Source organism: Pseudomonas sp. LBUM1661 (genome assembly GCF_059695925.1).
Genome location: NZ_CP166794.1, coordinates 1,830,752 through 1,850,311 on the forward strand (window position 1 = coordinate 1,830,752; position 19,560 = coordinate 1,850,311).

The following is a 19,560-nucleotide window of genomic DNA, read 5'->3' on the forward strand; positions in this document are numbered from 1 at the left end:
GCCCAAATTCGTTAGGCTAGCCGCCATTTTTGCGTCCGCTGCCCACAAGGTTGCTACGCGCTAAACGGGTCAGTCCTATACGGACCGACAGCATTTCCCTCACCCATAGGGAAATCCCTCTCTAAATTCCGATTCAGTAGTGTGGTATTTCCTTAATGAAAGTGTTGAAAGGCCAGGACATCCTGGCACTTGGTTTTATGACGTTTGCCCTGTTTGTCGGGGCTGGCAACATCATCTTCCCGCCTATCGTCGGTTTGCAGTCCGGGCCTCATGTCTGGATGGCGGCGCTGGGCTTTTTGATCACGGCGGTCGGTCTGCCGGTAATCACTGTTGTCGCGCTGGCCAAGGTCGGCGGCGCCATGGATGCCTTGAGCAGCCCGATCGGTAAAGTCGCGGGTGGCTTGCTGGCCGCCGCGTGCTACCTCGCTGTCGGCCCGTTGTTCGCGACGCCGCGCACCGCGACCGTGTCCTTCGAAGTGGGCCTGGCACCGCTGACCGGCGAGAGCCCGCTGGCGCTGTTCCTCTACAGCTCGGTGTACTTCCTGCTGGTGTTCTTCATCTCGCTCTATCCGGGCCGTCTGCTGGATACCGTAGGACGTTTCCTTGCTCCGCTGAAGATCATCGCCCTGGCCGCTCTCGGTATTGCAGCATTCGCCTTGCCGGCAGGTGACGTCGGCGTGGCCACGCCCGAGTACGTGGCAGCACCGTTCTCCCAAGGCTTCATCAATGGTTACCTGACCATGGATACCCTTGGCGCGCTGGTGTTCGGCATTGTTATCGTCAACGCCATCCGCTCGCGCGGCGTCGAGTCGCCGGTGTTGATCACCCGTTACGCGATCATTGCCGGGCTGATTGCCGGCGTGGGCCTGGCGCTGGTGTACGTCAGCCTGTTCCGTCTCGGTTCCGGCAGCCATGAAGTGGCTGCCGGGGCAACCAACGGCGCGGCGGTGTTGCACGCCTACGTGCAGCACACCTTCGGCTCGCTGGGCAGTGGTTTTCTGGCGGTGCTGATCTCCTTGGCCTGCCTGGTGACGGCGGTCGGTCTGACCTGCGCCTGCGCCGAGTACTTCAGCCGTGTGCTGCCACTGTCCTACAAGACCTTGGTCATCATCCTGGCTGCGTTCTCCCTGCTGGTGTCCAACCTGGGCCTCACCAAGCTGATTGCGTTCTCGATTCCGGTACTGACGGCGATCTACCCGCCGTGCATCGCCCTGGTGGCGCTGAGTTTCTGCAAGGACTTCTGGCACGAACAGGGCCGCATTGTTGGTCCGGTGATGCTGGTGTCGTTCATTTTCGGTCTGATCGATGCGCTCAAGGGCGCGGGTCTGGCGGACTGGATGCCGACGCAACTGGCTCACCTGCCGCTGAGCGAGCAAGGTTTGGCGTGGTTGGTGCCATCGGTCATGACCCTGGTGGTCGCCGTGGTGTGCGATCGTCTGCTGGGCAAGCGCGAAGAAGCCCTGGCATAAGCTTTGCGGCCCGCCACAAGCGGGCCTGAGCAGCGAACAGAAATGCCCCGTATCAATCGATGCGGGGCATTTTTTATGGGCGTGATGCGGTGTCTTTTTTTGTGAGCTAACGTCGAAGCACTACCTGTAGGAGCGAGGCTTGCCCGCGAAGGCTGCCTATCTGCCAATAGATTCGTCGGATCTGACATCGCCTTCGCGGGCAAGCCTCGCTCCTACAGGTTTGACCATTACTCACGTCTCACAAGGACCTGCATGTCGTTCATCCACGCCAACCTGATCCACATCCTCGCCGCGCTCTGGTTCGCCATCTGCTGGGGCGGCTACACCCGATATGCCACGTGGAAGGGCCGCGACACCGCGTGCCTGGCCAGTGTGCTGCACCTGTATCGCGAAGACTGGATGCGCCGCATGTTGCTGCGCGACAACCGTATCGCCGATGCCAGCGTGATCGGCAACCTGGAGCGCAACGCCTCGTTCTTCGCTTCCAGCACCCTGATTATCCTGGCCGGTATCCTGACCGTGCTGGGTGCTTCCGAAAGGGCGGTGTCGTTGCTGGCGGACATTCCGATGGTGCAACAGGCGTCGCAAGGGATGTCGGAAATCAAACTGCTGTGCCTGGCGCTGGTGTTTGTCTATGCGTTCTTCACGTTCAGTTGGTGCATGCGCCAGTACAACTTCGCCGCCATTCTGGTGGGCTCGGCGCCGATGGTCGGCGAGCGGCATGTGTCCGAGCAGGAACGCAAAGCGTTTGCGGCCCGTGCTGCGCGGGTGATCTCCATGGCGGCCAACCAGTTCAACTTCGGGCTGCGTTCTTACTATTTCGGCATGACCATGCTGGCCTGGTTTGTCAGCCCCTGGTTGTTCATGTTGATGAGTGCCGGCGTGGTGCTGGTGTTGTACCGCCGCGAGTTCCATTCCGACGTTCTCGACGTGATGGTCTATACCCCTACAGAGGCACCCTTGCCTGACGCGAACAAAGAGGCCGCTTGATGAGTATTCCGTTCTGGTGTGTATTTATCAGTGCCTTGTTGATTTTTGTGGCCAAGATTCCAGTGGCCAAGGCGATGAACGAGCAGGGCGGTTACAACAATCACCTGCCGCGCCAGCAACAGGCGCAGTTGACGGGCTTCGGTGCCCGTGCGCTGGCGGCGCATCAGAACTGTTTCGAGGCGTTCATCTTGTTTGCGGTGGGGGTGTTGATGGCGCACACCACGCAGACGGCCGGATGGCTGATCGATACGCTGGCCATCATCTTCGTGGTGACGCGAATTATTTACTTGCTGTGTTATTGGGGCGATTGGGCCTGGCAACGCAGCCTGGTGTGGATCATCGGACTAGTGTGTTCGTTGCTGCTGATGATTAGTCCGACTTTTAGAACTGTTTTGCTGTAGCGATTGCACTACAAACACAGACAGCAGGCAAAAGAAAACCCGCACTTGGCGGGTTTTCTTTATCACGCTAAAAACTGTTTTAGTTTTTAGGTGCTTCTTTTGTTGCAGCTTCGTTCGATTCAGCCTGAGCTTTGGCAGCTTCGGCGTTTTCTTTCGCAGCGTCGTTCACTTTATCCTGAGCTTTGCTCATGTCTTGCTGAGCTTGCTCAGCATGTTTGTCAGCTTCTTGAGCTTTGTCCTCGGATTTTTTATCGCAAGCAGCGAGACCGAGGGAAGCGGTCAACATCAAGGCAATAGCTAAAGTCTTACGCATGGGGTGTTTCTCCTTATGGAAAATATCTACTGGTCTTTCGAGCACAGCCCACAGCGTTAAGTTCCTCAATTCGTTCAGATATATAAGTTTGTTTTATGGCGGAACTTTTGACGTTTCGCCTACTGCTTCGATCGGACACTAAGAAGAGTTGTAATCACATGGCCGAAAACCCCGTTTTTGAGCGCGCGACGCGATTCCTGTCGGCGCTGCGACATTGCCAGGTACTTGGGCTGCGCGTTCACAGCGCCAGCAGCGAAGGCTTGACTGTGATTCTGCCGTACAGCCCGCAGATCGTCGGCAACCCGCAAACCGGCGTGATCCACGGCGGTGCCCTGACTTCGTTGATGGACACTGCCTGCGGCATGGCCACCCTGTGCGTACTGCCCGAGTTCGAAGTCTGTCCGACGCTCGATCTGCGCATCGACTACATGCATGCCGCCGAGCCGCATAAGGATGTCTACGGTTTCGCCCAGTGCTATCGCGTCACCACTGATGTGATCTTTGCGCGCGGTTTTGCCTATCAGGACGACCCCGAACAACCCATTGCCCATGTGGTGGGCACCTTCATGCGCATGGGCAAGGGCATCAAAGGCACCAAAGGCTTTGGCGGCGTCGTCGCCGGAGGTACGAAATGAGCGATTTCAAGGAACAACTGCAACAGGCTCATGAGCAAGGAGACTACGCCTCGCTGCTGCACCTGATCCCCTACGCCAAGCTGATCGGTGTCGAGTGTTCGCGAGTCGGGGATGAACTGCTGTTTCGTCTGCCGGCCAACAAGGACAACATTGGTAACCCTTTACTGCCGGCGATCCATGGCGGTGTAATCGCCGGTTTCATGGAGCTGTCCGCCGCCCTGCATCTGCTGGTTTTCACCGGTTCACCGGGCGTGCCGAAGATCATCGACTTCTCCCTCGACTACCTGCGCGCCGGGCAGTTTCGCGACACCTGGGCCAGATGCCAGGTGTGCCGGCAGGGGCGACGAGTGGCCAACGTGGCGATTACCGCCTGGCAAAGCACCGAAGCCGAGCCGATTGCTACGGCCCGCGCCCATTTCAAAATCGAAGAGCCCTTGAAATCCTGAACTCAGCCCCCAACTTTGATGACATCCCGCCGCCGGCCCTCAAGGTCGCGGCTTAGCCATCTGATTGGAGTTTGATGACCATGAGTGTGGAAACTCAAAAGGAAACCCTGGGCTTCCAGACCGAGGTGAAGCAACTGCTGCACCTCATGATCCATTCGCTGTATTCCAACAAGGAAATTTTCCTTCGCGAATTGATCTCGAACGCCTCTGACGCTGTCGACAAATTACGTTTCGAAGCCCTGTCCAAGCCTGAACTGCTGGAAGGTGGCGCCGAACTGAAAATCCGTGTGAGCTTCGATAAAGACGCTAAAACCGTCACCCTCGAAGACAACGGCATCGGCATGAGCCGTGAAGACGCGATCACCCACCTGGGTACCATCGCCAAGTCCGGCACTGCCGATTTCATGAAACACCTGTCTGGCGATCAGAAAAAAGATTCGCACCTGATCGGTCAGTTCGGTGTGGGTTTCTACTCTGCATTCATCGTCGCCGACAAAGTCGACGTGTTCAGCCGCCGTGCCGGTGCTGCCGCCAGCGAAGGCGTGCATTGGTCGTCCAAGGGTGAAGGTGACTTTGAAGTCGCTACCGTTGAGAAAGCCGAACGCGGCACTCGCATCGTCCTGCACCTGAAATCCGGTGAAGACGAGTTCGCCGATGGCTGGCGTCTGCGCAACATCATCAAGAAGTACTCCGACCACATCGCTTTGCCGATCGAGTTGCCGAAAGAAGTGGCAGCCGCTGAAGGCGAAGAGCAGCCGGCCGTTGAATGGGAGACCGTCAATCGCGCCAGCGCCCTGTGGACTCGTCCTCGCACCGAGATCAAGGACGAGGAATACCAGGAGTTCTACAAACACGTCGCTCACGATTTCGAAAACCCGCTGAGCTGGAGCCACAACAAGGTCGAAGGCAAGCTCGAATACAGCTCGCTGCTCTATGTGCCGGCCCGTGCTCCGTTCGACCTGTACCAGCGTGAAGCGCCGAAGGGCCTGAAACTGTACGTACAGCGTGTGTTCGTGATGGATCAGGCTGAGTCGTTCCTGCCGCTGTACCTGCGTTTCATCAAAGGCGTGGTCGATTCCAATGACCTGTCGTTGAACGTGTCGCGGGAAATCCTGCAGAAAGACCCGATCATCGACTCGATGAAATCGGCGCTGACCAAGCGTGTTCTGGACATGCTGGAAAAACTGGCGAAGAACGAGCCAGAGCAATACAAGAGCTTCTGGAAGAACTTCGGTCAGGTCATGAAAGAAGGCCCGGCAGAAGATTTCGCCAACAAAGAGAAAATCGCTGGCCTGCTGCGTTTTGCGTCCACTCAGGGCGAAGAAGGCGAGCAAGTGGTTGCGCTGGCCGAGTACCTGGCACGCGCCAAGGAAGGTCAGGACAAGATTTACTACCTGACCGGCGAAACTTACGCGCAAGTCAAAAACAGCCCGCACCTGGAAGTCTTCCGCAAGAAAGGCATCGAAGTGCTGCTGCTGACCGACCGCATCGACGAGTGGCTGATGAGCTATCTCAGCGATTTCGACGGCAAGACCTTTGTCGACGTGGCGCGCGGCGACCTGGACCTGGGCAACCTGGATTCGGAAGAAGACAAGAAGGCAGCGGAAGAAGTCGCCAAGTCCAAGGAAGGCTTGGTTGAGCGTCTGAAAACCGCGCTGGGCGATTCCGTCGCTGAAGTACGGGTTTCCCACCGCCTGACCGACTCCCCGGCGATTCTGGCCATCGGCGAGCAGGACCTGGGCATGCAGATGCGTCAGATCCTCGAAGCCAGCGGGCAGAAGGTTCCTGAGTCGAAGCCGATCTTCGAATTCAACCCGGCTCACCCGCTGATCGAGAAGCTCGACAACGAGCAGAGCGACGAGCGCTTCGGCGACCTGTCGCACATCCTCTTCGATCAGGCGGCCCTGGCGGCCGGCGACAGCTTGAAAGACCCGGCCGCGTACGTGCGCCGTCTCAACAAGCTGCTGGTTGAACTGTCGGTTTAACTGCGTTGTGCAAAAACCCGCTTCGGCGGGTTTTTTTTATTCTGGTGTTTTTAACTGGGAGTTAGTCATGAGCCAAATCACTGTTCGTTCCGTCGCTTATCAGATTGACGGCCAGTCGTATGAAAGCCGCCTGGCCTTCGACGCCGATCATAAAGGCCAGCGCCCGGGGTTGTTGATGGCGCCAAACTGGATGGGTGTCAGCGCCGGTGCCGAGGAGATTGCCAAGTCTGTGGCGGCCAAGGGTTATGTGGTGCTGATCGCGGACCTCTACGGTCAGTCGGTTCGTCCGCAGAACGGCGACGAGGCGGGTGCCGCAATGATGCCGCTCAAGCATGACCGTCCGTTGCTGCGCAAACGCATGACCGCAGCGTTCGAACAGCTGCAAAGCCAGGGCGAGGCGGCGGTCGATACCTCGAAACTGGCGACGTTCGGTTTTTGCTTCGGTGGATGCTGCGCCCTGGACCTGGCTCGCACTGGCGCGCCCGTCAAAGCGGCGGTGTCGTTCCATGGCACGCTGGATTCACCGAACCCGGCCGACGCCAAGCACATCAAAGGCTCGGTGCTGGTACTGCACGGTGCCTCCGATCCATTGGTGCCAAAAGAGCAACTGCCGGCGTTTGAAGATGAAATGAATGCCGCGGGTGTGGATTGGCAGCTGCTGAGCTACGGCGGCGCGGTGCACTCGTTCACCGATCCGCACGCCAATGTGCCGGGCATGATGATGTACGACGCGAAAGTCGCTGCCCGGGCGTTTTCGTCGATGCATAACTTGCTGGATGAAGTGTTCAAGGGCTGATCACTGATTTTTCCCGGCATTTTCGGTGTTAGTCCCGGCCTCTTCGCGAGCAAGCCCGCTCCCACATTTGACCGAGTTCTAATGTGGGAGCGGGCTTGCTCGCGAAGGCGGGATCACTATCACCGGAGATCTTAAGGTAGTTCAATCCTCTCGCTTTCCCCCGGCACTGTCGGCCAATCCCCCGCCGCCCAGCGCCGGCGTGCCTCGTCGATCGCCGCCGGATCGCTCGACACAAAATTCCAGTTGATCCGGCGCGGCCCGTCCAGTGGTGCGCCGCCAAACAGCACGGCATGACAGTCGCTCTCGGCAAACAGCGTCATCTCTTCGCCCACCGGCAACACCACCAGCGAATGCGCTTCTATCAGTTCGCCATCGAGTTGCACGTCGCCGTCCAGCACGTACAGCGCGCGCTCTTCGTGTTCGGTAGGTATCAGCAACGTCGTCGCGGTTTGCAGGTTCAATTCGGCATACAACGTCGGAGAAAGTACCGGGACCGGGGATTCCAGGCAAAAGCCTGTCCCGGCGATCATCCGGATCTTCACCCCAAGGTTATCGCTGACCGGCAGAGTCGCCGCCGGATGGTGACTGTAATGCCCCGGACCCTGCTCGTGTTCCTTGGGCGACGCCAGCCAGATCTGCAAACCGTGCATTGTGAATCCGCTGTCTTTCAATGCCTCAGGCGTGCGCTCGACGTGGGCGATTGCGCTGCCCGCGGTCATCCAGCTGACATCGCCGGTGTCGACCACCTGGTCGGAACCGAGGCTGTCCTTGTGCTGGATCTGCCCTTGAAACAGGTAGGTGAGGGTGGAGAGGCCGATGTGCGGGTGCTGCCGGATGTTCATGCCTTTGCCCGCCGGGTAACGGGTCTCCAGCATGTGGTCGAAAAACACGAAAGGCCCGACGCTGCGGCATTTGGCGGATGGCAGAGGGCGCAGAATTGGCTGGCCTTCGACATCTTCGGCGCGGGGACGGATCACGAGTGGAGTGGTCATGGTGCATTCCAGGCTGAGCGGGTGACGCGTGGAGCATAACCCGCTTGTGCAGCCCTTGCCGCTATTGGCTGAACGCACCTTCGGACAGGCGGGTTTCGATGCTGACTTCGGTGCTGGTCATCAGTTTGTGGACCGGGCAACGGTCGGCCACGCGGTGCAATTCATCGCGCTGGGCGTCAGTGAGCACGCCCTTGAGCGTCAGTTTGACGTGCAGCGCGTATTTGCCTTGCTGCTCTTGGCTGTTGTCGCGTTTGACTTCGACGGTGACGCCGGTCAGCGGGATGTCTTTTTTCTTGGCGTATATTTTCAGGGTCAGGGCCTTGCAGGCACCCAGGGCAGCGTCGAAGTAGTCGTGCGGCTCTGGCGCAGTGCCTTCGCCGCCCACGGATTGCGGGACGTCGGCAAAGAGTTCGTGTTCATCGATCTGGACGCTGTGGCGCAAACCTTCGGCGGAAACGGTATTGACGGTAACAGTCATGGGAAACCTCGCAGGCTGGGGAAAGTCATTCGATCAAAAAAGACCTTGAAGGTATAGAGCATTCCTGGTGTTACGCGTTCCACTTTGTTGGTGGCTGGACGTTGAGTGCGCGTTGGGGGGGCACTGAAAATGTAGGAGCGAGCTCGCTCGCGAAGAACCCACAGGCACTGCGTTTTACCTGTTGAAACGCGTCATCGTTAACGTTCTTCGCGAGCCTCCTACAGGTTTCCAAGTGCCCCGCCGCAATAGCAGCCATCACCTGAATAACGGATACACACCCAATAAAAAACCCCCGGTCAACGAGCATTACCTCATTGAAGGGGGGTTCTTCACAGACCCGGATCAGCTGCCTTTGACAGCCTTGCCATTGACCGTACCGTCGAGGAGCATGATGTTGTACTCCTTGCCGTCGGTTTCAACCTGTTGCAGACGGACCAGCAGGTAATCCCAGTCCTTGGCGAACCACAGCACGGTGATGCGCTTGCTTTGTGTCGGATCGCGCACGCGCTCGACCTTGATCGCTTCGATCTGGCCAGCCTTGGTGTCGACTTTTTCCGTACCCAGCACGCGGAAGTCATATGTGTCGACTTCACCACCGTCGACCACCTGATAACTCATGCTTTTCTTGCCGGCGGCCAAGTCGTGTTGCAGGGCTAACTGATAAGTGGATTTGTCGACCATGCCGCGATTGAGTGGGAGTTTGACCGGGTCACCGCGATCGGTACCGGTGACCATTTTGGTGGTCCAGTCGAAGTCCAGGTCAGCCTTCTTGGCTTTGCCCAGGCCACCCCGTTCGAAATGGTAGGACTGTGGCAGCAGCGTGTCCTTGTCCACGGTCAGGGTGCTTTCCTCAGACAGGCTGGCGATCATCATCGACGCTTTGAAGCTCAGCTTCCAGACACCGTTGGCTTGTTTGGTCAGGCTGCGTTCAGCTGTGCCGCTCATGGGCAACTGTTTCCAGTCAGCGGTGTAGCTGGCGGAGAAAGGTTGTAGTTCTGCAGCCTGCGCAAATGGCAAGGCGAGCAGAGCGCAAGCGAAGAGCAGGGCGCGACGCATAAAATCTCCTAGGTTCGAATCAAGTGGCCGCTGGCCGCGAGTAACTGGCCATCCAGTAAAGCACCTTGTTCGCCGAGGGATAAACGACCTTCGGCAAACCAGCGTACGGCCATCGGGTAAATCAGGTGTTCCTGAGCATGGACCCGTTGCGCCAGACTCTGCGGCGAATCGTGCAACTCTACCGGTATTACTGCCTGTACGACCAGTGGTCCGCCATCGAGTTCCTCGGTGACAAAGTGCACGGAGCAGCCGTGCTCGGTGTCGCCGGCCTCCAGCGCGCGCTGATGAGTGTGTAACCCTTTGTATTTGGGCAGCAGCGAGGGATGGATGTTCAGCAGGCGACCCTGATAATGACGCACGAAGTCAGCGCTGAGAATGCGCATGAAACCGGCCAGTACCACGAGTTTAGGATTGAAGGCGTCGATCAGTTCGATCAGGGCGGAATCGAAGGCTTCGCGGCCTTCGAACGCCTTGTGATCCAGGGTGCGGGTGGCGATACCCGCATCCCTGGCGCGTTGCAGGCCGTAGGCGTCGGCGCGGTTGGAAATCACCGCAGCGATGCGGACCGGGCTGTCGCCGGTCCGTGCGCTGTCGATCAAGGCCTGCAAGTTACTGCCGGTGCCGGACAACAGCACCACAACATCACAGGTTTGAGACATCAGTGAGCCTTGAGGTTCTTCAGTTCAACCTGGGCTGCGCCTTCGGCAGCGGTGGAGATCTGACCGATGACCCAAGGCTGCTCGCCGGCTTCACGCAACACGTTCAGCGCGGTTTCAACGTGCTCTTGAGCCACGCAGATCACCATGCCGACGCCGCAGTTCAGCACACGGTGCATTTCGTTTTCGTCGACGTTGCCTTTCTCTTGCAGCCAGTCGAATACGGCCGGACGAGTCCAGCTCGCCACGTCAACCACGGCCTGAGCACCTTTTGGCAGAACGCGCGGGATGTTGTCCAGCAGGCCGCCGCCGGTGATGTGGGCCATGGCTTTGACCGCGCCGGTTTCCTTGATCAGCTTGAGCAGCGGCTTCACGTAGATGCGGGTCGGTGCCATCAGCAGGTCGGTCAGTGGTTTGCCGTCGAGCTGGATGTTCTCGATGTCGGCACCCGACACTTCGATGATCTTGCGGATCAGCGAGTAGCCGTTGGAGTGCGGGCCGGAAGACGGCAGGGCGAGCAAGGCATCGCCGGCAGCGACTTTCGAACCGTCGATGATTTCGGATTTTTCCACGACGCCGACGCAGAAGCCGGCCAGGTCGTAGTCTTCGCCTTCGTACATGCCAGGCATTTCAGCGGTTTCGCCGCCGACCAGGGAGCAGCCGGACAGTTCGCAGCCTGCGCCGATGCCGGTCACGACCTGGGTCGCGGTTTCGACATTCAGTTTGCCGGTGGCGTAGTAGTCGAGGAAGAACAGCGGCTCGGCACCACAAACGACCAGGTCGTTGACGCACATGGCCACCAGGTCGATGCCGATGCTGTCGTGCTTGTTCAGGTTCAATGCCAGGCGCAGCTTGGTGCCGACGCCGTCAGTGCCGGAAACCAGCACGGGCTGCTTGTAGCCGGCCGGGATTTCGCAGAGGGCGCCAAAACCGCCCAGGCCGCCCATGACTTCCGGGCGCGCAGTGCGCTTGGCGACGCTCTTGATGCGTTCGACCAATGCTTCACCGGCGTCGATGTCTACACCGGCGTCCTTGTAGCTCAGGGAGGGTTGCTTGCTCATGATCCAGGCCTTTAGGGGGGATTCAGGGGTAACGACCGAGTCCAGTGGGACCGCCGAAACAAACGAGGGCGAATGCCGAGCGCATATTTCAGGGTGCCCGGCTGTTGCCGGTCTGCGAAGGCGCGCGATTTTATCAGGCTTGAGAGGCAGCGGCCATCCTCACGCCGACGGCAGGGGCATATCGGCTAAAAAAAACCGCGATTGCTCGTGTCGGTGGCATCCTTCATGGCTGTATAAGGTATCGCGATTAACCGTCTATCGTTATGACAGTGCGAAAAACTCAAGCGATCGTGTGAATGTTTTGCGCCGGGATGTGGTCACAGCCTTGCCCGGTCATCTTCATGCGGTCTGTTCCAGCCGCTCTTGTCGTCAGGAATCTTCCATGCGTTTGTGTAAATTCTTTTTTGTCGGCTGTTTGTCATTGGTCAGCCTGGCGAGTCAGGCCGAAACCGTCAAAAACCTGTACCAGGTGCGTCAGCCTGTCAGCGGTCAATCGCCTGAGATACGCGATCAAGCGACTCAGGAGGCGCTGGATACGCTGGTGTTGCGCCTGACCGGCGATCCCAAGGCTGCGCAAAGTCCGGGGCTGGCGGCGATCCGCAAGGACCCGCAGCAAATCATCAGCCAGTACGGCTTTGATGTCGGGCCGCCGGAAGTGCTGAAAGTCGATTTCGACCCGGCCAGCACCGAACAGGCATTGCGTCGCGCCGGACTGGCCATGTGGGGCGCCAATCGGCCGTCGATTCTCAGTTGGTGGTTGAACGACTCCACTGAAGGTTCGAGCCTGGTTGGCGATGGCCAGGCCAGCGCTGCGCCGCTGCGTCGCGCCGCTCAACACCGTGGTCTGCCGTTGCGTCTGCCGCTGGCGGATCTGAACGAGCAGATCGTCGCGACCGCACCGAATCTTGAAGGCACCGATCCGGCACCGTTGCGTGGCGCATCGGAGCGTTACAACGCCGATGCCTTGCTGGCGGTACATGCCCGCGAAGAAGGGGGGCAATGGCAGGCCAACTGGCGTTTGTGGCTGGGCGACCAGAAAGAGGCGGGGAGCGTGCAGGGCGCCGATCAGGCTGCTTTGGCCGATGCGGTGATGCTCGCTGTGAATCAGCGCCTGGCGCCACGCTACGTCGCCAAACCGGGAGCGTCCACCGAACAATTGCTGGAAGTGCAGGGCATGAATCTGGAGCACTACGCGGCGCTTGGGCGTTTGCTGGAGCCGTTTGGCGGGCGGCCACAAAGTGTCGACGGTGACCGGATTCTTTACCGGGTCAAAGGCAGTACCGATCAACTGCGCGCGCAATTGTCGCTGGCCAGGCTGCAGGAGATTCCGGCAGGTGAGGCGCCCGCACCCACGGCACCGGTTCAGCCCGTGGCCGACGGTTCGGCCCCTGTCGTAGCGCCAACCCCGGCACCGACGCCGCAGTTACGTTTTCGCTGGTAAGTTTTTCTTTTCGTTCTTTATATAGAAGCTGGAGTGGTACATGGCCGATACGCGGCGTTGGTTCTGGTTGGGTGGGGTAGTCCTGCTCTGCGTGTTCGTCTGGTTGTTGCATCCGATCCTGACGCCATTCCTGGTGGCGCTGCTGCTGGCCTATCTGTTCGATCCGCTGGTGGATCGGCTGGAGAGGGCCGGCCTGTCGCGGACGTGGGGCGTGGTGGCGGTGTTTGCGCTGATTACCTTGATCTTCACGGCCTTGCTGTTGGTGTTGGTGCCGATGCTCGCCAAGCAGCTGTTTCGCTTGTACGAACTGGCACCGCAGATGCTCGACTGGTTGCAGCACACCGCACTGCCGTGGGCGCAATCGAAATTTGGCCTGTCTGATAACTTCTGGAAATTCGACAAGCTCAAGGCCGCCATCAGCGAGCACATGGGCCAGACCACTGACATCGTCGGCATTGTACTGAGTCAGGCGACCGCATCCGGGCTGGCGTTGATCGGTTGGCTGGCGAATCTGGTGCTGATTCCAGTGGTGGCCTTCTATCTGTTGCGGGATTGGGACGTGATGATGGCCAAGATCCGCAGCCTGCTGCCGCGTGATCGCGAAGAGCGCGTGGTCATCCTGGCCGGTGAATGTCATGAAGTGCTTGGGGCGTTTGTGCGCGGCCAGTTGCTGGTGATGGTGGCGCTGGGCGTGATCTACGCCGCGGGCCTGATGCTGGTGGGCCTGGAGTTGGGCTTGTTGATCGGTTTGATTGCCGGTCTGGCGGCGATCGTGCCGTACATGGGGTTTGTCATCGGGATTGGCGCTGCGCTGATTGCCGGTCTGTTCCAGTTCGGTGGCGATCTGTATCCCATGATCGGCATCGTCGCGGTGTTCATGGTCGGCCAGGCGCTGGAAGGCATGGTGCTGACGCCGTTGCTGGTGGGGGACCGCATCGGCCTGCATCCGGTGGCGGTGATCTTTGCGATTCTGGCCGGTGGCGAGCTGTTCGGGTTTACCGGAGTGCTGCTTGCACTGCCGGTGGCGGCGGTGATCATGGTGCTCGTGCGCCATGTGCATGATTTGTATAAAGATTCTGATATGTACAGCGGCGTCGACGAACCTGAGCTATAAGGCGGGTTGATGGCGCTTGGCGGGCGATCCGGTTCATGCCGGGTTGGCCCGCCACCTTCGCGCGGCTGTCGGCGGTAGCGCCAAAGAAACTGTCACAAAACCAGTGCGTTAACGCAAACCTTTGATTTTGCTTGTGGTCTGTCGCATTGTGCGACCAGCGTCACGGGTATAAACTTCGCAAACTTTACACAGAGGCCACTAACGGTTCCGTTGGAACTGTTCAGTCAGCATGAAACCGATTCAGCTGCCCCTAGGTGTGCGTCTGCGTGATGACGCTACCTTTATCAACTACTACCCAGGCGCCAATGCCGCTGCACTCGGCTATGTCGAGCGTCTATGCGAAGCCGACGCCGGCTGGACCGAAAGCCTGATTTATCTCTGGGGCAAGGACGGGGTAGGGCGTACGCATCTGTTGCAGGCGGCCTGCCTGCGCTTCGAACAGCTGGGCGAGCCGGCGGTGTATTTGCCGTTGGCCGAACTGCTGGATCGCGGCATCGAAATCCTCGACAACCTCGAACAATACGAACTGGTCTGCCTCGATGATTTACAGGCGGTTGCCGGTCGAGCGGATTGGGAAGAGGCGCTGTTCCACCTGTTCAATCGTCTGCGTGACAGCGGTCGGCGCCTGCTGATCGCCGCGTCGACCTCCCCGCGTGAACTGCCGGTGAAGCTGGCGGACCTCAAATCCCGCCTGACCCTGGCGCTGATCTTTCAGATGCGACCGCTCTCCGACGAAGACAAATTGCGTGCCTTGCAACTACGCGCATCCCGTCGCGGACTGCACCTGACCGACGAAGTCGGGCACTTTATTTTGACCCGCGGTACTCGCAGCATGAGTGCGCTTTTCGAGCTGCTTGAGCGACTCGATCAGGCCTCCCTTCAAGCTCAGCGCAAGCTGACGATCCCCTTCTTGAAAGAAACATTAGGCTGGTAAGCCCCAAGGTTTTCGCGGGTTTTGGCCTGTTTCAGGCGCGAGAAAATCCGCTTTCCTACAGGACTGCAGGCTGCGCAAGCGTTTAAATGGGGCTTAAGCGCTTAGATGTAAACGAGAAACCAAGAAGTCACATAAAGATCGATTGAATTTGCAAATGAGGTTGATAGCGGGCATAGTCTCGCCTTCTTTACAACTATCAGCCACGGTCGTGCCCATGCTAAATCGCTTTGCACCCCTCGTGCCCCTCGCACTCGTCACCCTGTTGTTCGGTTGCGCTGCTCACTCCCCAGTGTCCCAGCAAGAGCAACAACAGCAGGCTAAAAACTCTGTTACTGCCCAGTCTTCCGCCCTGTATCAGCAAGCGCTCGAACAGGAAGAAGCGGCCACCGAAAAAGAACTGGCAGCCTTCGCCGACGGCAAGTCGTACCAGCTTCCGGTCCTCGCCGACAGCATCCTCGAACGTGGCATGTCCCTGATCGGTACCCGTTACCGTTTCGGCGGCACCTCCGAAGCCGGTTTCGATTGCAGCGGTTTCATCGGTTACCTGTTCCGTGAAGAAGCGGGCATGAACCTGCCGCGTTCCACTCGCGAAATGATCAACGTCGACGCTCCGCTGGTTTCTCGCAGCAAACTGGAGCCGGGCGACTTGCTGTTCTTCGCGACCAATGGCCGTCGCGGTCGCGTCAGTCACGCCGGGATCTACCTGGGTGACAACCAGTTCATCCATTCCAGCAGCCGCCGCAGCGGTGGTGTCCGGATCGATAGCCTGGGCGACAGCTACTGGAGCAAAACCTTCATCGAAGCCAAGCGTGCACTCGCGATGGCACCGAATGCGGCCCCGACAATCGTCACCGCACGCAAGTAAGCGGACAGTTTGTAAGGTGAACTTAAAGTCTTACTTGAAGTTTGCCGCGTAGCCGCTAGAATCCTGATCTATTATTGATGGCAAACCGCCTGCGTCCTGCGCAGGCGGTTTTCTTTTCTGTCTTCCCGGCAGAAAAAAGCCGCAGCCAGATCAGGATGTTCTGCTTATGACGATGTCGGCCCGCCTCGCACTCATGTTCTTCGCAGCACTGCTCAGCGCCTGCGCCAGCCGCCCACCGCCTCCTGCGCCGGTGGTTCGCGCGCCGATTGTTTTCAGCGCCTCCCAACCTTTCTCCCCCGAAGCAGAAGACGTGCTGTTCCGCGCGCTCGGCCTGGTGGGTACGCCGTATCGCTGGGGCGGCAACACGCCGGATTCCGGATTCGATTGCAGTGGCCTGATCGGTTACGTTTACCATGACGTCGCCGGTATTTCCCTGCCGCGTACCACGCGTGAGTTGATCAGCATGCAGGCGGCCAGTGTGGGCAAGGAAGGTCTGCAAACCGGCGACCTGATCTTCTTCGCCACCAATGGCGGCTCCCAGGTCAGTCATGCCGGGATCTATGTCGGCGAGGGCCGCTTCGTCCACGCGCCGGCCACTGGCGGCACGGTAAAGCTCGACAGCTTGTCCAAGACTTATTGGCAGAAAGCCTACCTCAGCGCCAAGCGCGTCCTGCAACCTGAACACCTGGCGCGCAATCCCTAGAGGTTGTCATGACCGCTCGCACGCTCAATCTGGATGACTCCCTGTATCAATACCTGCTCGACGTTTCCCTCAGGGAAACGCCGCTGCTCAAGCGTTTGCGCGACGAAACCCAGGCGCTGCCCATGGCTCGCTGGCAGATCGCGCCGGAGCAAGGGCAGTTCCTCACGTTGTTGGTGAAACTCACCGGCGCCAGGCGATTGCTGGAAGTCGGCACGTTTACCGGTTACAGCGCCTTGTGCATGGCGACGGCGTTGCCGGAGGACGGTTCGCTGATCTGCTGTGACATTCCCGGCGACTACAACGCCACCGCGCGCCGTTACTGGCAGGAAGCGGGGCTCGCCGGGCAGATTGATCTGCGTCTGGCGCCTGCGCTGGAAACCCTCGCTGAGCTTGAACGGCAAGGGCAGGACGGGCAGTTTGATCTGATTTTCATTGATGCCGACAAGGCTAACTATCCGAGCTATCTGGAGCATGCGCTGCGTCTGCTGCGAGTCGGCGGTTTGGCGGTGTTCGATAACACGCTGTGGAGTGGGCGGGTGCTTGAGAAGCATTCCGAGAGCGCAGACACCCGGGCCATTCAGGCGCTCAATCGTGCGTTGAAGGATGACTTGCGTGTGGATCTGTCGTTGTTGCCGATAGGGGATGGCCTCACGCTCTGCCGCAAGCGCTAATACCCTGTGGGAGCGGGCTTGCCCGCGATAGCGGTGGTTCAGGCAACATCAGTGTCGACTGTGCTGGCCTCATCGCGGGCAAGCCCGCTCCCACAGGGTTTGTGTAGGTTAACGATGGCGCTATTTAACCGCCGAAACCCGCCACACCTTGTTCCCCACATCATCGGCCACCAGCAAATCACCCTGCTGATCAATCACCACGCCCACCGGGCGGCCCATGGCTTTTTCTTCGTCATTGAGGAAACCGGTCAGCACATCAACCGGCTTCCCGGTCGGTTTGCCACCCGCGAAGGGCACAAAAATAACCTTGTAGCCACTGTGCGGATCTCGGTTCCACGAACCGTGCTGGCCGATGAACGCGCCTTCCTTGAACTGCGCTGGCAATGTGGTGCCTTCAGCAAACGTCAGGCCCAGCGATGCGGTATGTGGGCCGACCGCATAGTCCGGCGCAATGGCCTTGGCCACCAGGTCCGGATTTTGTGGCTCGACACGAATGTCCACGTGCTGGCCGTAATAGCTGAACGGCCAGCCATAGAACGCGCCGTCCTTGACCGAGGTGATGTAGTCCGGCACCAGGTCGCTGCCGATTTCATCGCGCTCGTTGACCGCCGTCCACAAGGCGCCGCTCCGAGGCTCCCAAGCCATGCCATTGGGATTGCGCAGGCCTGAGGCGAAGATTCGGTGATTGCCGGTGGCACGATCCACTTCCCAGATCGCCGCACGACCTTCTTCCTTGTCCAGGCCGTTTTCGCCGACGTTGCTGTTGGAGCCCACGGTGACGTAGAGCTTGCTGCCGTCCTTGCTGGCAATGACGTTTTTGGTCCAGTGGTGATTCAGCGTGCCACCCGGTAGATCGATCACTTTCATCGGCTGCGATTTGATCGCCGTATCGCCATTTTCATAACGGAAGCGCAGCAAGCGATCAGTGTCAGCGACGTACAGGTCATTGCCAACCAGGGTCATGCCGAATGGCGAATTGAGGTTTTCCAGGAACACCGTGCGGGTTTCGGCAATGCCGTCATGGTCCTTGTCGCGCAGCAGCGTGATCCGGTTCGGACTCGGTACTCCGGCGCCAGCGCGGCTCATGGCTTTACCCATGACCCAGCCGCGAATGCCTTTGCCGTCATCGGGCTTCGGTGGGGCATTGGTTTCGGCGACCAGCACGTCGCCGTTAGGCAGCACATAAAGCCAGCGCGGGTGATCCAGGCCTTCAGCAAACGCCGTCACTTGAGTTCCCGCCGCTGTGATCGGTTTTGCGCCGGCTGGCCAGCCGATTGCCGGGGCGATGTTCACCGTCGGGATCAGGGTTTTGTTGGGTTCCGGGAGCTGGGGAGACGGGCCGGTGCCGTCGGAGACTTGCAGGCGGGAGGTTTCACCACAGGCGGCGAGCCCTCCGGCGAGCGCAATGACGAGAACGAGTTGAGGCTGGCGCATGCTGATCTTCCCTATGAATGCAGTGACCTAATTCAATAGAGAAGCGCAGGCGCGCGATGGTTCAACCGGTCAGCCGCGAGCCTCTTTGAGCAGCACGGCGATGCCTGGGTGATAGTGGCCGGCTTCGTTGCGCAACTTGCGGTAGGCGTAAGGGAAATACCAGGCGACGGCGCAGGTGTGTTCCTTTTGCAGGTCGTCGACCATGTCCTGGAGTTCTTCCGGCGTGGCGCTTTGCTGGGACTTTTGCGGCGCGACGAACAGGCAGCCGAGTTTCAGGTCGCTGGCGTAGCTGATGCGCTTGGCGTCGCTGGTGATGTCCTGCAAGGCTTGAGTCAGGTTAAGGCTGTTGACCCGCGGCCAGCGTTGCGTGGCTTGGAAATAGGCGCGTTCTTCGGCGGTGGCGATAAACAGGTCGGCGCGGCCGTTGCGTTCGCCTTCTTCGGTCTGTTTGCGCGTGGGGGTTTGTTGCAGCGTGACCATTTCCGCCATCCATGCCGCAGTGGAGAGCAGGCTGAGGTTGGCTTTTTCGTCGTACCAGTAAGGTGTGTCGTTATCGCCGCGCACGGCGTTGTAGCGGTCAATACAGTCAAACCAGCGTTCCAGCACCGGGCGCAGGAATTCCAGCTTCGGATTGCTGATGATCATGCCTTGCATGGGGCTCACCCTTGTTATTGTGATGTCAGGTTGTGGCTCTTTGATATCACTGCTGTGAGTGTGGCACAAGATTGACGTCATTTAATTGATCGGCGGCAGTTTATCGCGCGCGCCGCCCGTCTTCAATTGACGCTCCACCCCCAACCCTCTAACCTTCGCGGCTTGTTTCAGGTGCTTTGTGGCCTTGGTCGACAGAGTGAAACAGGGAAGCCGGTGAGTGAGCTCTTCATTGCATGAAGGACCGCGATCCCGGCGCTGCCCCCGCAACGGTAAATGAATGAAAACTGCGTCTTGAGCCACTGTGTCGATCATCGACATGGGAAGGCGCGCAGTCAGGCCTTGCGCCGCTCATGAGCCCGGAGACCGGCCTGATTCATCCAGCGGCATCACGGTGGGCGATGCCAGGCTTCTTGCCGTCTATTCTTGTGCCTGCCCGCCGTTATCCAGCCTCAACGGAGAGCTCCCC

General features: G+C 59.2%; 21 protein-coding genes and 1 riboswitch. Of the genes, 13 read left to right on the plus strand and 8 right to left on the minus strand.

Annotation, left to right across the window (positions count from 1 at the left end):
• Positions 1 to 155: 155 nt before the first annotated feature.
• From brnQ to ACA057_RS08365, 3 genes are all read left to right on the plus strand, one after another.
• Positions 156 to 1,469 carry a branched-chain amino acid transport system II carrier protein gene (brnQ, locus tag ACA057_RS08355; protein WP_497347408.1) on the plus strand — a complete coding sequence of 438 codons (1,314 nt, stop codon included), beginning with the start codon at positions 156 to 158 and terminating at the stop codon, positions 1,467 to 1,469.
• A gap of 252 nt (positions 1,470 to 1,721) precedes the next feature.
• On the plus strand, positions 1,722 to 2,459 hold the full coding sequence (locus ACA057_RS08360) for a DUF599 domain-containing protein (protein ID WP_401358224.1): 738 nt from the start codon (positions 1,722 to 1,724) through the stop codon (positions 2,457 to 2,459).
• Complete coding sequence (locus ACA057_RS08365) at positions 2,459 to 2,860, plus strand: MAPEG family protein (protein ID WP_497347410.1); 402 nt, start codon at positions 2,459 to 2,461, stop codon at positions 2,858 to 2,860. Before ACA057_RS08360 ends, ACA057_RS08365 begins: the two co-directional genes overlap by 1 nt.
• 79 nt (positions 2,861 to 2,939) lie before the next feature.
• Here ACA057_RS08365 and ACA057_RS08370 read toward each other — a convergent pair whose 3' ends face one another.
• Complete coding sequence (locus ACA057_RS08370; RefSeq protein ID WP_497347412.1) at positions 2,940 to 3,173, minus strand: hypothetical protein; 234 nt, start codon at positions 3,171 to 3,173, stop codon at positions 2,940 to 2,942.
• Between the two features lie 158 nt (positions 3,174 to 3,331).
• Here ACA057_RS08370 and ACA057_RS08375 point away from each other — a divergent pair, with 158 nt between their 5' ends.
• The 4 genes from ACA057_RS08375 to ACA057_RS08390 all read left to right on the plus strand — a co-directional run bounded on the left by ACA057_RS08375 (position 3,332) and on the right by ACA057_RS08390 (position 7,035).
• Positions 3,332 to 3,808, plus strand: coding sequence for a PaaI family thioesterase (locus ACA057_RS08375; RefSeq protein ID WP_497347414.1), 477 nt, complete (start codon positions 3,332 to 3,334; stop codon positions 3,806 to 3,808).
• Complete coding sequence (locus ACA057_RS08380; protein ID WP_059402212.1) at positions 3,805 to 4,254, plus strand: PaaI family thioesterase; 450 nt, start codon at positions 3,805 to 3,807, stop codon at positions 4,252 to 4,254. Before ACA057_RS08375 ends, ACA057_RS08380 begins: the two co-directional genes overlap by 4 nt.
• A gap of 80 nt (positions 4,255 to 4,334) precedes the next feature.
• The gene (htpG, locus tag ACA057_RS08385) at positions 4,335 to 6,239 is read left to right on the plus strand and encodes a molecular chaperone HtpG (protein WP_497347417.1); all 1,905 of its coding nucleotides are present in this window, start codon (positions 4,335 to 4,337) and stop codon (positions 6,237 to 6,239) included.
• A 67-nt stretch (positions 6,240 to 6,306) separates the two neighbouring features.
• On the plus strand, positions 6,307 to 7,035 hold the full coding sequence (locus ACA057_RS08390; protein ID WP_497347419.1) for a dienelactone hydrolase family protein: 729 nt from the start codon (positions 6,307 to 6,309) through the stop codon (positions 7,033 to 7,035).
• Positions 7,036 to 7,166: 131 nt separating this feature from the next.
• On the opposite strand, the gene ACA057_RS08395 is transcribed toward ACA057_RS08390, so the two are convergent.
• The 5 genes from ACA057_RS08395 to purM all read right to left on the minus strand — a co-directional run bounded on the left by ACA057_RS08395 (position 7,167) and on the right by purM (position 11,278).
• On the minus strand, positions 7,167 to 8,027 hold the full coding sequence (locus tag ACA057_RS08395; protein WP_497347421.1) for a pirin family protein: 861 nt from the start codon (positions 8,025 to 8,027) through the stop codon (positions 7,167 to 7,169).
• Between the two features lie 61 nt (positions 8,028 to 8,088).
• On the minus strand, positions 8,089 to 8,505 hold the full coding sequence (locus ACA057_RS08400) for an OsmC family protein (protein WP_497347423.1): 417 nt from the start codon (positions 8,503 to 8,505) through the stop codon (positions 8,089 to 8,091).
• Positions 8,506 to 8,847: 342 nt separating this feature from the next.
• Positions 8,848 to 9,561 carry a DUF3108 domain-containing protein gene (locus tag ACA057_RS08405; protein WP_497347425.1) on the minus strand — a complete coding sequence of 238 codons (714 nt, stop codon included), beginning with the start codon at positions 9,559 to 9,561 and terminating at the stop codon, positions 8,848 to 8,850.
• An 8-nt stretch (positions 9,562 to 9,569) separates the two neighbouring features.
• Positions 9,570 to 10,220 (minus strand): phosphoribosylglycinamide formyltransferase, encoded by a 651-nt coding sequence (gene purN, locus ACA057_RS08410; RefSeq protein WP_497347427.1) that lies wholly within the window; start codon positions 10,218 to 10,220, stop codon positions 9,570 to 9,572.
• Positions 10,220 to 11,278: a phosphoribosylformylglycinamidine cyclo-ligase gene (gene purM, locus ACA057_RS08415; RefSeq protein WP_008148639.1), complete on the minus strand. Its 1,059-nt coding sequence runs from the start codon at positions 11,276 to 11,278 to the stop codon at positions 10,220 to 10,222. Before purM ends, purN begins: the two co-directional genes overlap by 1 nt.
• A 382-nt stretch (positions 11,279 to 11,660) precedes the next feature.
• On the opposite strand from purM, the gene ACA057_RS08420 reads away from it, so the two are divergent.
• From ACA057_RS08420 to ACA057_RS08445, 6 genes are all read left to right on the plus strand, one after another.
• Complete coding sequence (locus ACA057_RS08420; protein ID WP_497347429.1) at positions 11,661 to 12,719, plus strand: DUF2066 domain-containing protein; 1,059 nt, start codon at positions 11,661 to 11,663, stop codon at positions 12,717 to 12,719.
• 40 nt (positions 12,720 to 12,759) lie between these two features.
• Entirely contained in the window at positions 12,760 to 13,833 is a 1,074-nt protein-coding gene (locus tag ACA057_RS08425; protein WP_497347431.1) for an AI-2E family transporter, read from the plus strand.
• A 229-nt stretch (positions 13,834 to 14,062) separates the two neighbouring features.
• Positions 14,063 to 14,767: a DnaA regulatory inactivator Hda gene (gene hda, locus ACA057_RS08430; RefSeq protein ID WP_008033543.1), complete on the plus strand. Its 705-nt coding sequence runs from the start codon at positions 14,063 to 14,065 to the stop codon at positions 14,765 to 14,767.
• A 214-nt stretch (positions 14,768 to 14,981) separates the two neighbouring features.
• Positions 14,982 to 15,632 (plus strand): C40 family peptidase, encoded by a 651-nt coding sequence (locus ACA057_RS08435; protein WP_497347433.1) that lies wholly within the window; start codon positions 14,982 to 14,984, stop codon positions 15,630 to 15,632.
• 166 nt (positions 15,633 to 15,798) lie between these two features.
• Positions 15,799 to 16,335: a C40 family peptidase gene (locus tag ACA057_RS08440; RefSeq protein WP_497347435.1), complete on the plus strand. Its 537-nt coding sequence runs from the start codon at positions 15,799 to 15,801 to the stop codon at positions 16,333 to 16,335.
• Between the two features lie 8 nt (positions 16,336 to 16,343).
• Complete coding sequence (locus ACA057_RS08445; protein WP_497347437.1) at positions 16,344 to 17,006, plus strand: class I SAM-dependent methyltransferase; 663 nt, start codon at positions 16,344 to 16,346, stop codon at positions 17,004 to 17,006.
• A 120-nt stretch (positions 17,007 to 17,126) separates the two neighbouring features.
• Here the strand turns inward: ACA057_RS08445 and ACA057_RS08450 are convergent, their stop codons facing one another.
• Positions 17,127 to 18,440, minus strand: a complete 1,314-nt coding sequence (locus ACA057_RS08450; protein ID WP_497347439.1) for a PQQ-dependent sugar dehydrogenase — start codon at positions 18,438 to 18,440, stop codon at positions 17,127 to 17,129.
• Between the two features lie 69 nt (positions 18,441 to 18,509).
• Complete coding sequence (locus ACA057_RS08455) at positions 18,510 to 19,094, minus strand: hypothetical protein (protein WP_497347441.1); 585 nt, start codon at positions 19,092 to 19,094, stop codon at positions 18,510 to 18,512.
• A 152-nt stretch (positions 19,095 to 19,246) separates the two neighbouring features.
• Positions 19,247 to 19,480, plus strand: a riboswitch (cobalamin riboswitch).
• The last annotated feature ends 80 nt before the right edge of the window (positions 19,481 to 19,560 follow it).

What these genes read in the sequence shown, in the direction of transcription:
- ACA057_RS08360 (WP_401358224.1), top strand. Translation starts at nt 1,722, where the DNA reads ATGTCGTTCATCCACGCCAACCTGATCCACATCCTCGCCGCGCTCTGG.
- ACA057_RS08435 (WP_497347433.1), top strand. Translation starts at nt 14,982, where the DNA reads ATGCTAAATCGCTTTGCACCCCTCGTGCCCCTCGCACTCGTCACCCTG.
- ACA057_RS08370 (WP_497347412.1), bottom strand. Translation starts at nt 3,173, where the DNA reads ATGCGTAAGACTTTAGCTATTGCCTTGATGTTGACCGCTTCCCTCGGT.
- purN (WP_497347427.1), bottom strand. Translation starts at nt 10,220, where the DNA reads ATGTCTCAAACCTGTGATGTTGTGGTGCTGTTGTCCGGCACCGGCAGT.
- ACA057_RS08440 (WP_497347435.1), top strand. Translation starts at nt 15,799, where the DNA reads ATGACGATGTCGGCCCGCCTCGCACTCATGTTCTTCGCAGCACTGCTC.
- hda (WP_008033543.1), top strand. Translation starts at nt 14,063, where the DNA reads ATGAAACCGATTCAGCTGCCCCTAGGTGTGCGTCTGCGTGATGACGCT.
- ACA057_RS08365 (WP_497347410.1), top strand. Translation starts at nt 2,459, where the DNA reads ATGAGTATTCCGTTCTGGTGTGTATTTATCAGTGCCTTGTTGATTTTT.
- purM (WP_008148639.1), bottom strand. Translation starts at nt 11,278, where the DNA reads ATGAGCAAGCAACCCTCCCTGAGCTACAAGGACGCCGGTGTAGACATC.
- ACA057_RS08425 (WP_497347431.1), top strand. Translation starts at nt 12,760, where the DNA reads ATGGCCGATACGCGGCGTTGGTTCTGGTTGGGTGGGGTAGTCCTGCTC.
- htpG (WP_497347417.1), top strand. Translation starts at nt 4,335, where the DNA reads ATGAGTGTGGAAACTCAAAAGGAAACCCTGGGCTTCCAGACCGAGGTG.
- ACA057_RS08455 (WP_497347441.1), bottom strand. Translation starts at nt 19,094, where the DNA reads ATGCAAGGCATGATCATCAGCAATCCGAAGCTGGAATTCCTGCGCCCG.
- ACA057_RS08405 (WP_497347425.1), bottom strand. Translation starts at nt 9,561, where the DNA reads ATGCGTCGCGCCCTGCTCTTCGCTTGCGCTCTGCTCGCCTTGCCATTT.
- ACA057_RS08390 (WP_497347419.1), top strand. Translation starts at nt 6,307, where the DNA reads ATGAGCCAAATCACTGTTCGTTCCGTCGCTTATCAGATTGACGGCCAG.
- ACA057_RS08420 (WP_497347429.1), top strand. Translation starts at nt 11,661, where the DNA reads ATGCGTTTGTGTAAATTCTTTTTTGTCGGCTGTTTGTCATTGGTCAGC.
- brnQ (WP_497347408.1), top strand. Translation starts at nt 156, where the DNA reads ATGAAAGTGTTGAAAGGCCAGGACATCCTGGCACTTGGTTTTATGACG.
- ACA057_RS08380 (WP_059402212.1), top strand. Translation starts at nt 3,805, where the DNA reads ATGAGCGATTTCAAGGAACAACTGCAACAGGCTCATGAGCAAGGAGAC.
- ACA057_RS08395 (WP_497347421.1), bottom strand. Translation starts at nt 8,027, where the DNA reads ATGACCACTCCACTCGTGATCCGTCCCCGCGCCGAAGATGTCGAAGGC.
- ACA057_RS08400 (WP_497347423.1), bottom strand. Translation starts at nt 8,505, where the DNA reads ATGACTGTTACCGTCAATACCGTTTCCGCCGAAGGTTTGCGCCACAGC.
- ACA057_RS08445 (WP_497347437.1), top strand. Translation starts at nt 16,344, where the DNA reads ATGACCGCTCGCACGCTCAATCTGGATGACTCCCTGTATCAATACCTG.
- ACA057_RS08450 (WP_497347439.1), bottom strand. Translation starts at nt 18,440, where the DNA reads ATGCGCCAGCCTCAACTCGTTCTCGTCATTGCGCTCGCCGGAGGGCTC.
- ACA057_RS08375 (WP_497347414.1), top strand. Translation starts at nt 3,332, where the DNA reads ATGGCCGAAAACCCCGTTTTTGAGCGCGCGACGCGATTCCTGTCGGCG.